Here is a 14,309-nt window from a genome sequence, read left to right as displayed (position 1 = left end):
ACTCTCAAATTTTCAGGTAACGTCATGCCATGGATGCACAACAAAAACTCAAATCACTGGTGGATCAGCTTAACACGGTGATTGTTGGCAAACCGGCCCAAACGCAAGATTGTGTGGTGTGTTTACTGGCCGGTGGCCACTTGCTGATTGAAGACGTGCCCGGCGTTGGCAAGACCACCCTGGCCCTCGCGCTGGCCCGAACTTTTGGCCTGCAGTTCTCGCGCGTCCAGTTCACCGCCGACCTGATGCCGAGCGACCTGTCAGGCGTCTCGGTTTATGAGCGCGGCAAGGAGACTTTTGTCTTCCATCCCGGCCCTTTGTTTGCGCAGGTGCTGCTGGCCGACGAGATCAACCGTGCCAGCCCGAAAACCCAAAGCGCGCTGCTCGAAGCCATGGAAGAAAAGCAGGTCACGGTGGACGGCGAAACCCGCCCCCTGCCCGCCCCCTTCTTTGTGATCGCCACCCAAAACCCGCATGACCAGCTCGGCACCTACGCACTGCCGGAGTCCCAGCTGGACCGGTTTCTGATGCGCATCTCACTGGGTTACCCCGACCGCGCTGCCGAGCGCAACCTGCTGGCGGGTCTCGACCGTCGCGACATGGTGGACGCCCTGCCCAGCCTGCTGAGCGCCGCTGAACTGCAAATGCTGCAGCAACAGGTGCTGGCGATTCATGCGGCGGGCCCGCTGCTGGACTACGTACAGGACCTGATCGCCGCCACCCGCTCTGGGCAATGGTTTTTGCAGGGCCTGAGTCCGCGGGCCGGTATTGCCGTGGTGCGCGCCGCCAAGGCGCAAGCCTTGTTGAGCGGACGTGACTACGTGGCGCCCGACGACGTGCAAGCCATCCTGGCGCAAACCGTGGCCCATCGCCTGATGCCGGTCGGGGATGCGGGCCGGGGATCGGTCGAACAGGTGCGCGCCATGCTGGACGCTGTGCCGCTGCCATGAATGCTGTACAGCGCTTGCGCGCTGCCGGGCCGTCCCAAGGCGTGAAGGCGTCTGCGGAAAACCACAACGCAAGCGCCGCGACCCACATTGGATTCTTTGATTTACGCGGGCGGTTCAGGCGCTGGTTCGAAGCCCGGTTGCCGCTGTGCGACATTACCACTCTGACCCAGCGCAACGTCTTCATCCTGCCGACCCGCCCCGGCTTCATGCTGGGGGCCACGCTATTGGTTCTGTTGCTGGCATCCATCAATTACCAGCTCAACCTGGGCTACCTGCTGACGTTTTTACTGGCCGGCAGCGCCTTGGTCGGCATGCATGTGTGTCACGGCACGCTGCGCGGCATCACTATGCATTTAATAGCACCTGACGCACAATTCGCGGGGGCTAGCGCCATTATTGGTATAAATCTACAGAGTCATCGACGCAGCGTCCGGTACGGCATTGGCCTGGCCGTCCTGGGATCCGGTCAGTGGGTCTGGACCGATATGCCAGCCCAAGGCATGGCCACGGTGCATATCGCCTTCCAACCGGAACGACGTGGCCTGCACCGGGTGCCGTCGCTGACGGCCGAAACACGTTTTCCGCTGGGTACCTTTCGGGTCTGGACGGTGTGGCGGCCAGCGGCCCAGGTGCTGGTCTATCCGGCACCGGAAGCTTTTCCGCCCCCTTTGCCAGCCGGGGAGCCGCGGGCGGGGGGCGCTGCCGCCGTGCACCAGCCCAGCAGTGGCGAATACGATGGCGTGCGCGCCTACCGCCGGGGTGATCCCCTGAAACTGGTGGTCTGGAAAAAAGCCGCCAAATCGGATGAACTGGTGAGCCGGGATACCCAGCAGGTGCAACGCCATGAGCTGTGGCTGGACCAGCACCACAGCGGCACCAGCCACCTGGAGCAACAACTGTCCCGCTTGTGCGCCTGGGTGCTGCAGGCCGAGAAGCTGGGACTGGATTACGGCTTGCGCCTGAGCGGACTTGAAATCCAGCCCGGCCACGGCGAAGCCCATAAACGGCGCTGCCTGCAAGCGCTGGCCCGGCAATGACCAGGGCGTTGAAACCATGCTGACCCGGCTGCTGAATCACCTGCGCCACTTGCCTCGGGACAGCCGCGACACCCTGTTTTTGCTGCTTGTGATTGCCTGGGTGGTGCTGCCGCAAGTCGCCAATCTGCCGCTATGGTGCAGTTTGCTGGCGGCCGGCGTGTTGCTGTGGCGCGGCTGGCTGGCCGTCACCCTTCGGCCGCTGCCCTCCCGCTGGTGGCTGCTGGCGCTGCTGGTGCTGACCATGGCCGCCACCCTTTTCACCCACAAAACACTGCTCGGGCGCGATGCCGGCGTGACCCTGATCGTGGTGTTGCTGGCCTTGAAAACGCTGGAGCTGCGCGCCAAACGGGATGCCTTTGTGGTGTTTTTTCTCAGCTTCTTCACCATGCTGACCAACTTTTTCTTTTCGCAATCGCTGCTCACGGCAGCCGCCATGCTGGTTGCCCTGTTGGGCCTGCTGACCGCGCTGGTCAATGCCCACATGCCGGTTGGCAAACCGCCCTTGGCACAAGCCGCCAAGACCGCCGGTTGGATGGCTCTGCTGGGGGCACCCATCATGGTCGTGCTGTTTCTCCTGTTTCCCCGGCTGGCGCCGCTGTGGGGCATTCCCAATGACGCCATGAGCGGGCGCAGCGGCTTGTCCGCCACCATGCAGGTGGGCAATATCGCCCGCCTGGCTCTTGATGACAGCATTGCCATGCGCATCCGCTTTGAAGGGGCGACACCGCTCCAGTCCGACCTGTACTTTCGCGGGCCCGTATTGTCAAACTTTGACGGCCGCGAGTGGCGCCCTCTGCGCTCGGGTTTCCCAACTCGTATGCAGCCTCCGGCCAATCTGCAAGTGCGGGGCGCGCCTTTCAGCTACCAGGTCACGTTGGAGCCCAACAACCGGCCCTGGCTTTTGCTGCTGGATGCCACCCCGGTCCACCCGATCTTGAGCGGCTTGGATGCCCGCATGACGTCCGAGCTGCAATGGCAGACAGACCGCCCGATAACTGATCTGGCACGCTACACGGCGCAGAGTTATACCGATTTCCGGCACGGCCCATTGCGTCCGATGGCGGGGCTGCAAGACTACGTGGAACTGCCGGCCGGCTTTAACCCACGCACGCTGCAACTGGCGGCTGAACTGCGGAGCGACCCGCGTTATGCCAGCGCCGACAAGGCCCAACTGGTGGCTGCCGTGATGGAGCGGCTGCGCAGTGGGGGCTACACCTACACGCTGGACCCCGGCGTGTTTGGCCGCGACAGCGCTGACGAGTTCTGGTTCGACCGCAAAGAAGGTTTTTGCGAACACATTGCCGCAAGCTTCGTCATCCTGATGCGGGCGCTGGACGTGCCGGCCCGCGTGGTCACTGGCTACCAGGGTGGCGAGCGAAACGCGGTGGACGGATTCTGGATCGTGCGCCAGAGCGACGCCCATGCCTGGACCGAAGTCTGGCTCGCCAACCGGGGTTGGGTGCGGGTAGACCCGACCTCCGCCGTGGCACCCGGACGCATCGGCGCGCTGCAACGCCTGCAAGCGCCGCGCGGCGCCATTGCCGACGCCCTGCTGGGAAACATCAGCGCTGACTTTGCCTTGAATCTGCGCGTCATGTGGGACGCCGTCAACAACAACTGGAACCAGCGGGTACTGAATTACACGCAAGGCAAACAACTCAATTTACTCAAGTATCTCGGCTTTGAATCGCCCCGCTGGGAAGACCTGATCTACTTGCTGATCGGCCTCGTGGTGTTGGTCAGCCTGGTCGGCGCCGTTTGGACGCTGTGGGAACGCAGCCGCCAGGACCCCTGGCTGCGACTGCTGGCTTTGGCGGCAACACAGCTGCAAAAAGCAGGCGTCAAACTGGCTGCCAACAGCCCGCCGCGACGCATGGCGGAGCAACTCATGCAGCAGTTCGGCCCGGACAATTTACAAGCGCTGGCCCTGCGAGACTGGCTGCTGCGCCTCGAATCGCAGCGCTATGCGCCGCCGGGTGCGCAGCGTACCCGCCTCGTTACACTGCAACGCGAACTCAAACAACTGGTCTGGCCTACGTGAATTACAAACCGTTTTTTATTGCTACTATTTTTATAGCTATTTGCGCACTATCGACGGGGGCTAGCGCCAAAAAGATCAAAAAAAAGAAGGTTGTTGCGACCCAACTCGCCAGAACGTCGACCCAGTCGGGCCCACTCTACGCCCAACGCGATGACGCGATGCAGGCCGCCGATGACATTGCGGAGCGCCGTAATCTGAACCGCGAATGGGTGCGCAAAGCCATCGGGCAGGCGCACTACTTGTCGCAGGTGGCCAAATACATTCAACCGCCCCCCGTTGGTACATCCAAAAACTGGCAGGTTTACCGCAGCCGCTTCATTGACGCCACCCGTATCCGGGCCGGCGTCAAATTCTGGCAGGACAACCGGGAAACGCTGGCCCGAGCCGAAGCCGAGACCGGGGTGCCCGCCGAAATCATCGTTGGCGTCATCGGCGTGGAAACCATTTACGGCCAGCAAATGGGCAACTTCCGGGTGATCGACGCACTGGCCACCCTCGCCTTTGATTTTCCGGCCAAGCACCCGCGCGCCAAAGAGCGCAGCCAATTCTTCATAAATGAGCTCGAACAGTTTTTAAGCCTGAGCCACCGCACCCACATTGACCCGCTGGAATTGCGGGGCAGCTACGCCGGGGCCATGGGCATGCCCCAGTTCATGCCGTCCAGCTGGGTGAAATACGCGATTGACTTTGATGGCGACAGCAAGATCGACCTCTTCAACAGCCCGGCCGATGTGATTGGCTCGGTGGCCAATTACTTCAAGGCCTTCAGCTGGCAGCGCGGCATGCCGACCCATTACCCGGTGAGCTTTGATGCCAATACGCTGGACCTGGACGCGCTGCTGGCGCCCGACATCCTGCCCACCTTCAGTGTGACCAGCTTTGGGAGCAAAGGCGCGGTACTGGAAGGGCCTGCCCTGCAACACATTGGCCCGCTGGCGCTGGTGGAACTGCAAAACGGTGACGCATCGCCCCGCTTTGTAGCGGGCACTGAAAACTTCTACGCCATCACGCGTTACAACTGGAGCAGTTACTACGCGATGGCGGTGATTGAATTAGGGCAGGAAGTTACGGCTTCCATGAACAAGTAAACGCCTCGACTCAGTTCACCAGCACGCTCTCGAAAGCCGGGTACAGGGCATCCACCCAGGCATCCACTTCGGCCGCGCCGACTTGCAAAAAGGCCAGACATTCGTCGCCGTGGCGTTCCCATTCCCGTTGTTCTTGCACGCCTTCGTGCTTGCCGACCAGATGCTCGGCAATGGCGGCAATGGCGACCAGATTGCGCACCTCCAGCGGGATCGCGTCGTCGCGCAGGGCAGTGAAATCATGGTGCAGCCGCACGGCAATGGAAATCACCGCCGGCAACCGCCAGGTTTTGGCAACCAGCGCGCCCACCACCGCGTGGTCCGTGCGGTGCGCGGCATTCTCAGTTTGCGTGAACGTGCGGTCTTGCCGCGCCATCGCTTCGGCCAGGGTGCCCGAATAGCCCTTGAGGCCTTGCAACATGACGGGAATGCCGACGTGGCAAAACAGGCCGCAGGTTTGAGCCACATCGGCATCCACGTCATACAACTGGCGCGCAATGTAGGCCATGGCCAGTGAACGGCGGGTGGACGATTCCCAAAAATGCGCCAGCAAGGGCGAGTTGACGTGAATTGCATTACGCGCCAAAAACCCCGTCAAAACGGACACGGTAGGCCCCACGCCCAGCATGGCCACCGACTCGGCCACGGTGCGCACCGGCTGACTGCGCGCGTAAAACGAACTGTTGGAAATACGGATCAACGAAGCCGCCATTGCCACGTCGCTGCCGGCAATACAGGCAATCACACCGGGGTCGGGGTCGCCCTGGCTCACCTCCAGTTGCAACTCGGCCAGCAATTCCGGACAGGGCGGGATGATGATGTCACGCAAGGGGCCTGCGTCCCGAGCTATGTCCAGCTCCCGATTAATCTCTGCCACTTTCATTGAATCGCCTCCTGCCGACGATTATCCTGAATAAACGCCCATGTCTTGCCGTCAAGCTTCCGACGGAATCAAAAAATCACGGCTGATCTGGGCGCCCAGATCGTTCACGCGGTCCAGAAACTGCGTCAAGTAGGCATGCAGACCGGTGGCCAGGATTTCATCAATGCGGCCGTACTTCAGTTCAGCGCGCAACTTGCCCGCGCGCCGATGGGTTTCGCTCGACTGGTCATTGACCACCATGGCCAGATTGTTGACCACCTCGTTCAAACTGGCATGCAGCGAACGCGGCATATCGGGACGCAAAATCAACAACTCGGCCACGCGTTCAGGCCGGATGACATCGCGGTACACCTTGCGGTAGACCTCAAACGCCGACACGCTGCGCAAAATAGCGCTCCAGTGGTAGAAATCGTACTCTTGGTCCTTGCCATTGGCGGTGCCAAAAAAGTCACTTTGTACAGCGTGGAACTTCACATCCACCAGACGCGCCGTGTTGTCGGCCCGTTCCAGAAAAGTACCCAGGCGCATGAAGTACAAGGCCTCGTCCATCAGCATGGTGCCCACCGTCACGCCGCGTGACAGGTGCGAGCGGAACTTGACCCATTCAAAAAATTGCGACGGGTCATGTTCAAACTCGCCCGACTTGATCATGCGTTTGACCTCCAGCCAGGTCTGGTTCTGCGTCTCCCAGACTTCGGTGGTGAGCGTGCCGCGCACGGCCCGCGCGTTCTCGCGGGCCGCGCCCAGGCAGGACACGATACTGGAGGGATTGCTCTCATCCTTCACCATGAAGTCCATCACGTTGCGGACGTTGATGTCGCCATGCTCGGCGGTGTAGGTGGGCAGCAGTTCACTGATGCTCAGCAAACCCTGCCAGCCCATCAGCGCGACCGCGTCGGACTGCGGCAAAAGGGAAGTCTGATAGTTCACATCCAGCATGCGGGCGGTGTTCTCGGCCCGCTCGGTGTAGCGGGACATCCAGAAAAGGTGATCGGCGGTACGTGACAGCATGGGTAACTCCTTGCGCTCAGGATGACGGGGTTTGCGACTGCGACTGCGATGGGGCGGGTGCCGGTGCGGCAGGGTTCACGCCGTTCTCCAGCACCCAGGTATCTTTGGTACCGCCGCCTTGTGACGAATTCACCACCAGCGAACCGTCTTTCAGGGCCACGCGGGTCAGGCCACCCGGCACCATCTGCACCGTCTTGCCGCTGAGCACGTAGGGCCGCAGATCAATGTGGCGCGGGGCAATGCCGCTCTCCACGAAGGTGGGGCAGCTCGACAGGCTGAGCGTCGGCTGCGCGATGTAGCCGCTGGGGTTGGCCAACACCGCTTTGCGGAAGTCTTCGATCTCGGCTTGGGTGGCGGCCGGGCCGACCAGCATGCCGTAGCCACCGGCACCATGCACCTCTTTCACCACCAGGTCTTTCATATTGGCCAGCGTGTAGGCCAGATCGTCCTTGTTGCGGCACATGTAGGTGGGCACGTTGTTGAGAATGGGTTTTTCACCGAGGTAAAACTCGATCATCTTCGGCACGTAGGGATAGATCGATTTGTCATCGGCCACACCAGTGCCGACGGCGTTGCAAATACTCACGTGGCCGGCGCGATACACATCCAGCAGACCGGCACAGCCCAGGGTGGACGTGGGTCGGAACACCTGAGGGTCCAGAAAATCGTCATCGACCCGGCGGTAGATCACATCCACCCGCTTGAGCCCGCGCGTGGTGCGCATGTAGACAAAGTTGTCTTTAACAAACAGGTCTTGCCCTTCCACCAGTTCCACGCCCATTTGCTGCGCCAGAAACGCGTGTTCAAAATAAGCGCTGTTGTGCATGCCGGGCGTCAGCACCACCACCGTTGGCTCGGCCGTGGTGGCCGGGCTGCTGGCACGCAGGGTTTCCAGCAACAAGTCGGGGTAATGCGCCACCGGCGCCACGCGGTGCGCGTTGAACAAGGCGGGGAAAAGCCGCATCATCATCTTGCGGTTTTCCAGCATGTAGCTCACGCCGCTGGGCACGCGCAGGTTGTCTTCCAGCACGTAATATTCGCCCTCACCCTTGGCGTTGGGGGCCCGCACGATGTCGATACCGGAGATGTGCGAGTAAATGTTGTTCGGCACATCAACGCCCATCATCTCGGGGCGGAACTGGGCGTTTTTCTCGATCTGCTCACGCGGCACGATGCCGGCCTTGATGATCTCCTGGTCGTGGTAGACGTCATGGATGAAACGGTTGAGCGCCGTCACCCGCTGCACCAGACCACGCTCCATGCTGGCCCACTCATGCGCCGGAATGATGCGCGGAATCAAATCAAACGGGATGAGCCGCTCGTTGCCGGCGCCCTCTTCGTCTTTCTCGCCGTAAACAGCAAAGGTAATGCCGACGCGGCGGAAGATCATTTCGGCTTCTTCACGTCGCTTGGCCATCATGTCGCCGGGCTGACGGGCCAGCCATTCATCGTAGATTTTGTAGTGGTCACGGATCTGCGCCCCGTGAGTAAAGAACTCGTAGGGCAACTGGGTGTACATCTCGTCGAATTTCTGCATAAAGAATCACGCTCCTTGATCTAGCTTAGCAAGCTTTACGCCAACCCGAATTGATCTGGATCTTAAGGAAGCCGATGATGCCAATAGCGCAAATCTTGTGTGCGCTGGCATGTGATATCACCGGGCTGGGCCGATTGCCAAGTCGCCGCACCACAATGGGGCGAATCAATCACACGAATGTGGCGCTCGGCATAACGCACCAAAACAGGCTCGGCCGGGTGGCCAAAGCGGTTGCGGTAACCGGCCTGCACCAGCGCAAACTGCGGCTGCACCGCATCCAGAAAAACGGCGCTGCTGGAGGTTTTGCTGCCGTGGTGTGGCACCAGCAACACGTCGACTTTCAAGCTTGCCCCTTCCCCGACCAGCCGTGCTTCCTGCGCCTGTTCAATATCGCCCGCCAGCAGTGCCGACTGCACGCCATTGGAGATGCGCAAGGCGCAACTCATGGCATTGGATTTATTGGCGGCGTCGTAGTCGTCCGCCCGCGGGTGCAGCACGTCAAAATCGACACCGTCCCAGCGCCAGTGCTGCCCCGCCGTGCAGCGGGTGGCCCGGCGCACGGACTGCAGTTCATGGTCATCTTCAATTGAACTGAGCAACTCGGCTTGCGGTTGCATTGCCAGCACGGCCAGTGCGCCACCGATGTGATCCGTGTCCCGATGGCTGAGCATCAGCTTATCGACCCGGACATCGAGCGCGCGCAACAGCGGCACCAGCACGCGATGGCCGGCGTCACTCTCGCGGCTGAAGCGCGGCCCGGCATCAAACACCAGCGCATGGCTGGCGGTGCGCACCAGGACGGCGTTGCCCTGCCCGATGTCGGCGGCCAGCAGGTCAAACTGGCCCGCTGAAGGCCGCGGCGCCTGCCACAGCAGCACCGGCAGCAACAAGGGCAGCCCAAGCAGTCGCAGGCTCCAGGGCAACTGCATGGCCAGCAAAAAGCCGCCAAAAACGCCTGCAGCCCCTGCCCATAAAGGCGCTTGCGCTATGGAAATAGAAGCAAAAGGCAAAGCCGCCAGCAACTGTAAATACCAGGCCAGCGCCGCGATGGCGACTGAGGCCACGTCCCACAACGGCGGCAGCAACACGCCCAGCATCGCCAGTGGCGTCACCACCAGCGTCACCCACGGAATCGCCAGCGCATTGGCCACCAGACCCACCAAGGAGACCTGGCCAAAGAGCAGCAGGGTCAGTGGCGTCAAGGCCAGCGTGATCACCCATTGCTCACGGAACAGGGCCCGCACGCTGGTGATGGCGTTAATCTCAGTTTTCGCAGGCACCGCGCCTGAATCGGTGGCAAACAACACACCCACCGCCACAAAGCTCAACCAGAAGCCCGCCTGCAGCAGCGCCCACGGGTCCAGCGCCAGCACCACCGCGCACGCCAGCAGCCAGACGTGCGGCCACGGCCATTGCTTGCCCGACAAGCGCAGCAAACCCACCGTGACCAGCATCAGCACCGTACGCTGCGAGGGCACGCCCCAGCCGCTGAAGAAGGCATAGGCCGTGGCCAGCAGCACGCCCCCCACCAAGGCGGCGCTGGGTGCCGGCACGCGCAGGCAAAGTCGCGCGGAACGCCGCCACCACCAGCCCACCGCCAGGGCTGCCAGCCAGGCAAACATGGTGATGTGCAAGCCTGAGATTGACATCAGGTGCGAAACGCCGGTGACGCGAAAGATATCCCAGTCGGCGCGGTCAATCGCGGTCTGGTCGCCCACCACCAGGGCGGCAATCAGACCGGCGTATTTGCGCTCCGCCACCCGTTCAAAAATCTGATCCCGCACTTGCTGGCGGGCACGCTCCACCGGATGCCAGCCGGACTGGTTCAGCCGCAACGGTGCCGGGTCTTTGGGGCCAGCGCGCACATAGCCGGTGGCCTGCAAGCCCTGCTCCCACAGCCACAGTTCAAAGTCAAAACCAAACGGGTTGCTGCCGCCATGCGGCGCCTTCAGGCGAACCGTCATTTGCCAGCGCTCGCCAGCCTCGATCGCGGCGGGCTGACGCTGCAGTTCGCCGACCAGGCCTGCGCCGCCAAACACACCGGAATACCAGCCCAGATAAAGGCTGGGCGGCAAGTGCACCGGCTTGTCCAGCAGCTGCGCCGACTCCACCTCCAGGCGAAAACGCAGCCCGGTCTCGTTGTGCTGCGGCATGGCGGCCACGACCCCGGTGACCACCACGTCGCGCCCTTCGAGCGCGGCATCCAGCGTCTGCTCTGAAAAGGCCGAAGCGCGCAGCCCGGTCAACCCAAATGCCAGCAGGCCAAAGGCCAGTGCAGCCAACCCGGCACGGCCACGGAATGCTATTAATTTAGTAGCTACCAGCGCATACAGAACGGCGGCTAGCAGCATAAAACACATATAAACCGGCCAGGCAAACAGCGCCACCTGCTGCAACTGCAAGGCGGTGCCAATCACAAAGCCCAACAGCACCGGAAAAATAAACCGCGCCATTCAGGAGCTAATTGGGCGAAACGGTGTGCATGCGCCCATGCTATCCCACCCAACAAGACATCCACGCAACCGCGGCGATGATTGGCCTCCGACGGCCCAAAGAAACGACTGCCTCTGCCGTTCAGGAAGAACTGTTCGCCTGAAAAAATACTCTCTTTTCCACTGTGGACTATCGAGTTCCTCGTATGAGCCTGGAGGCTATTCACTGGTAAAAAGCTGCGTGTCGTGGCGCTTATTTGTTACTGGTTGAGGCTGTCCTGATGCGCTCTAACTACACTGTAAGTGCCTCAAGCCCAGTGGCGATGCCCCGCCAGTTGGCCTTTATCGCCAGCGCGCCACCGGCCATATATAAAACATTCCTATTCCCACCTGCCATTTGACAGCGGACCAACCCAAGGACTGAATGGATCACAACATTTCTTTAATTACGACCATTGCCGCCGGCTTCGGCGTCGCTTTGATTTTCGGATTCATTGCCGAAAGGCTCAAGATTCCGGCGCTGGTGGGCTATCTGGTTGCCGGCATCCTCATTGGCCCGACGACGCCAGGTTTCGTGGCCGACGTGCAAATTGCCTCCCAGTTATCGGAGATTGGCGTCATGTTGCTGATGTTCGGGGTTGGGCTCCATTTTTCGCTCAACGACTTGCTGGCGGTCAAGCGCATTGCCGTGCCTGGAGCCGTCGTGCAAATGGGCTTGGCCACGGTGTTGGGCATGTCTTTGGCCTGGTGGTGGGGCTGGAGTCTGGGGGGCGGGCTGATCTTCGGCTTATCGCTGTCTTGCGCGAGTACGGTGGTACTGCTCAAGGCGCTCGAAGCCCGCCGAGTGCTTGACTCCATGAATGGGCGGATCGCTGTGGGCTGGCTGGTGGTTGAAGACTTGGCGACTGTGCTGGTGTTGGTGCTGCTGCCCCCGCTCGCAGGCGTACTGGGTGGCTCCATGGCCGAAGGTGCCGCCGCCAAACCACTTTGGATGACCATTGGACAAACGCTGCTGCAGGTGTCTGCCTTTATCGCCCTCATGCTGATCGTCGGGCGGCGCGCGCTACCCTGGCTGTTGTGGCAGGTGGCGCGCACCGGCTCGCGCGAACTGTTCACCCTGTCCGTGATCGCCACGGCAATTGGCATCGCCTATGGGGCCTCCGCCCTTTTCAGCGTGTCGTTTGCGCTGGGCGCCTTCTTCGCCGGTACGGTAATGCGCGAATCCGAGCTAAGCCATCGCGCTGCAGAGGAATCCTTACCGCTGCGCGACGCCTTCTCGGTGCTGTTTTTCGTCTCGGTGGGCATGTTGTTCGAGCCCATGATTCTGATCGAGCAGCCCCTGCGCGTGCTGGGCGTGATTGCCATCATTATTCTGGGCAAGTCGCTCGCAGCGGCGGTGCTGGTGATTGCGTTGCGCTACCCGCTCAACACGGCGCTGACCGTCGCGGCCAGCTTGGCACAGATCGGGGAGTTCTCTTTTATTCTGGCGGGTTTGGGACTGTCGCTCGGCTTGTTGCCTGCCGAAGGGGTGAGCCTGGTTCTGGCGGGTTCACTGATATCAATTGCATTGAACCCCTTGCTGTTTGCCGGCATTGCCCCGTTGCAACGCTGGCTTCTGAAACACTCGGAACTGGCCCGCCGTCTGGAACAGCGGCAAGACCCTTATGCCGAGTTGCCCATGACGACCGAACGCAAATTTCTCGAGGGCCAAGTTGTGCTGGTCGGCTTTGGCCGGGTTGGACGCCGCATTGCCAAGGCGCTGGATTCAGGTGGCTTTCCTTATGTCGTGGTCGAGCAGAACCGCGAACTGGTGGAGCAACTCCGCAAGGCTGGAACCCACGCCGTTTCAGGGAGTGCGGCCGATCCGGCGGTCCTGATCCAGGCGCATATTGCGAATGCGGCCATGCTGGTGATCGCCACCCCCGATCCCCTCGGCGTTCGGCAGATGGCCGACACGGCTCGCACCCTCAATCCGACCATTGAAATCGTACTGCGCACCCACAGCGAGGAAGAATCGCAATTGCTGCGTAACGATGAAATCGGCACGGTCTTCTTTGGCGAAGATGAGTTGGCCAAAGGCATGACGCGCCATATTCTGGAGCGTTTCACCCCGATGCCAGTGACCCCGGCGCCCGAGCACGGATGATGGCACCGTAGAAAAAGTTAACCTGATATCAGGCCGGAAACGAAACGCCAACCTCGGCTAAAGCGGCTGCACCTGCCGCAGATCGGGCTGCCGCAACCAAGCCTCAAACTCCTCCGCCAACTGGGCACTGGCGGCGATGGCGGCGGACCAGGCGGCCACGCGGCCGGCCAGATCTTGGCCATAGTGGGTGAAATCGGTGCGGTCTGGCAGCTTGCCGTTGGGCAGGCGTTTGACCCAGTCCGGATTCGGCGCCAGCAGCACCATGTTGTCGAGAAAAGGCGTCGCTTTGTGGCGCCAGCCCAGACTTTTGTCCAGCCAGCCCGGCACCACCGATTGCTGAAAATGCGGGTAAAGAACCAAACCATTCAGGCCGCCAGCCCCTGTCGTATAAGCGGAATCAGCTATCAATTCAGGAGTAACTTGAGCGCCGGCATAGTTCAGATGCAGGTGGTAGTCGGTCATGCCACCATCCCAGTAGGCACCGGGCGGCGCACCGGGAATGTTATGCACGGCTTGCAGCACCAGGGGAATGGAGCAACTGGCCTGCAGGGCTTTCTGGAAATTGGCCTCACTCAGAGGCACTTGCCGCGTCCGGTAGTCATTACTGGCAAAAGGCAAGGCGGCCTGCGGCGTTGAAAAAACCACCCGTTCCAGCCAGGCCCCCAGCGCTTTGCGCTGCAGCAGGTTGGTCGCATACGCGCCCAGATAACCCAATGGGGTGCGCCAGCGGTGTTCGCGCTGCAACACATGCCGCCCGCGTGCGGTCACGATGTGCAGCTTGTAGCGGGGATGCTTCAAGACCTCTTCTACCCGGCCGCCATAAAAAGACTGCAGGGTCTGGCCAAACAGCTCGCTCACACTGGCGGCGCTGGGTCGCTTGGCCCCGGGCAGCAGGTGGTAGTGCTGGTGCAGGTAAACCTGTTCCAGCTGCTGCAACGCCGCCACCGGATCAGTCAGACACGCCGTTGCCATGCGCCACGCGCCCATGGACGCGCCGACCAGATGCACCGGCTGCGCTGACTGGGGCAGCCACTGGCCAAAGATGAAGCGATCCAGCGGTCCGAGGATCAAGCCCTTGGGGCCACCGGCAGCGCCCGGGATGGTGCGGATGTCGCGGGCTTGCAGACCGTTTTTTTCAAGATGCCGCCTGGCCGCAGGACCGGCATGAATGTGCAAAGCGCGCATGG

At 61.5% G+C, this 14,309-nt stretch carries 10 protein-coding genes; 5 read left to right on the top strand and 5 right to left on the bottom strand.

Annotated elements, in window-relative coordinates:
- The first annotated feature begins 29 nt into the window (after window positions 1-29).
- From HHJ17_RS18125 to mltB, 4 genes are all read left to right on the top strand, one after another.
- A complete protein-coding gene (locus HHJ17_RS18125) occupies window positions 30-950 on the top strand; it encodes a MoxR family ATPase (RefSeq protein ID WP_296506760.1) in 921 nt (306 codons plus the stop codon).
- Window positions 947-1,987, top strand: coding sequence for a DUF58 domain-containing protein (locus HHJ17_RS18120; RefSeq protein ID WP_296506759.1), 1,041 nt, complete (start codon window positions 947-949; stop codon window positions 1,985-1,987). The genes HHJ17_RS18125 and HHJ17_RS18120 overlap by 4 nt, the downstream gene beginning before the upstream one ends.
- A 16-nt stretch (window positions 1,988-2,003) precedes the next feature.
- Entirely contained in the window at window positions 2,004-4,028 is a 2,025-nt protein-coding gene (locus tag HHJ17_RS18115; protein WP_296506860.1) for a DUF3488 and transglutaminase-like domain-containing protein, read from the top strand.
- A 158-nt stretch (window positions 4,029-4,186) separates the two neighbouring features.
- Complete coding sequence (gene mltB, locus HHJ17_RS18110) at window positions 4,187-5,116, top strand: lytic murein transglycosylase B (protein WP_296506859.1); 930 nt, start codon at window positions 4,187-4,189, stop codon at window positions 5,114-5,116.
- A 10-nt stretch (window positions 5,117-5,126) separates the two neighbouring features.
- Here mltB and HHJ17_RS18105 read toward each other — a convergent pair whose 3' ends face one another.
- From HHJ17_RS18105 to HHJ17_RS18090, 4 genes are all read right to left on the bottom strand, one after another.
- Window positions 5,127-5,996, bottom strand: coding sequence for an HDOD domain-containing protein (locus tag HHJ17_RS18105; RefSeq protein WP_296506757.1), 870 nt, complete (start codon window positions 5,994-5,996; stop codon window positions 5,127-5,129).
- A 51-nt stretch (window positions 5,997-6,047) separates the two neighbouring features.
- Window positions 6,048-7,007, bottom strand: coding sequence for an alpha-E domain-containing protein (locus HHJ17_RS18100; protein ID WP_296506755.1), 960 nt, complete (start codon window positions 7,005-7,007; stop codon window positions 6,048-6,050).
- Window positions 7,008-7,023: 16 nt separating this feature from the next.
- Window positions 7,024-8,544 (bottom strand): circularly permuted type 2 ATP-grasp protein, encoded by a 1,521-nt coding sequence (locus HHJ17_RS18095; RefSeq protein ID WP_296501926.1) that lies wholly within the window; start codon window positions 8,542-8,544, stop codon window positions 7,024-7,026.
- A gap of 62 nt (window positions 8,545-8,606) precedes the next feature.
- Window positions 8,607-10,997 (bottom strand): DNA internalization-related competence protein ComEC/Rec2, encoded by a 2,391-nt coding sequence (locus HHJ17_RS18090; protein WP_296506754.1) that lies wholly within the window; start codon window positions 10,995-10,997, stop codon window positions 8,607-8,609.
- Between the two features lie 403 nt (window positions 10,998-11,400).
- On the opposite strand from HHJ17_RS18090, the gene ybaL reads away from it, so the two are divergent.
- The gene (gene ybaL, locus HHJ17_RS18085; protein ID WP_296501924.1) at window positions 11,401-13,122 is read left to right on the top strand and encodes a YbaL family putative K(+) efflux transporter; all 1,722 of its coding nucleotides are present in this window, start codon (window positions 11,401-11,403) and stop codon (window positions 13,120-13,122) included.
- A 57-nt stretch (window positions 13,123-13,179) separates the two neighbouring features.
- On the opposite strand, the gene HHJ17_RS18080 is transcribed toward ybaL, so the two are convergent.
- Window positions 13,180-14,307: a patatin-like phospholipase family protein gene (locus HHJ17_RS18080; protein ID WP_296501923.1), complete on the bottom strand. Its 1,128-nt coding sequence runs from the start codon at window positions 14,305-14,307 to the stop codon at window positions 13,180-13,182.
- Window positions 14,308-14,309: the final 2 nt, after the last annotated feature.

Source organism: Rhodoferax sp. (assembly GCF_012927445.1).
Classification (GTDB): domain Bacteria; phylum Pseudomonadota; class Gammaproteobacteria; order Burkholderiales; family Burkholderiaceae_C; genus Rhodoferax.
This window is presented reverse-complemented; position numbering and strand designations above follow the sequence as displayed.

What these genes read in the sequence shown, in the direction of transcription:
- ybaL (WP_296501924.1), top strand. Translation starts at nt 11,401, where the DNA reads ATGGATCACAACATTTCTTTAATTACGACCATTGCCGCCGGCTTCGGC.
- HHJ17_RS18080 (WP_296501923.1), bottom strand. Translation starts at nt 14,307, where the DNA reads ATGCGCGCTTTGCACATTCATGCCGGTCCTGCGGCCAGGCGGCATCTT.
- HHJ17_RS18125 (WP_296506760.1), top strand. Translation starts at nt 30, where the DNA reads ATGGATGCACAACAAAAACTCAAATCACTGGTGGATCAGCTTAACACG.
- HHJ17_RS18100 (WP_296506755.1), bottom strand. Translation starts at nt 7,007, where the DNA reads ATGCTGTCACGTACCGCCGATCACCTTTTCTGGATGTCCCGCTACACC.
- HHJ17_RS18115 (WP_296506860.1), top strand. Translation starts at nt 2,004, where the DNA reads ATGCTGACCCGGCTGCTGAATCACCTGCGCCACTTGCCTCGGGACAGC.
- HHJ17_RS18105 (WP_296506757.1), bottom strand. Translation starts at nt 5,996, where the DNA reads ATGAAAGTGGCAGAGATTAATCGGGAGCTGGACATAGCTCGGGACGCA.
- HHJ17_RS18095 (WP_296501926.1), bottom strand. Translation starts at nt 8,544, where the DNA reads ATGCAGAAATTCGACGAGATGTACACCCAGTTGCCCTACGAGTTCTTT.
- mltB (WP_296506859.1), top strand. Translation starts at nt 4,187, where the DNA reads ATGCAGGCCGCCGATGACATTGCGGAGCGCCGTAATCTGAACCGCGAA.
- HHJ17_RS18120 (WP_296506759.1), top strand. Translation starts at nt 947, where the DNA reads ATGAATGCTGTACAGCGCTTGCGCGCTGCCGGGCCGTCCCAAGGCGTG.
- HHJ17_RS18090 (WP_296506754.1), bottom strand. Translation starts at nt 10,997, where the DNA reads ATGGCGCGGTTTATTTTTCCGGTGCTGTTGGGCTTTGTGATTGGCACC.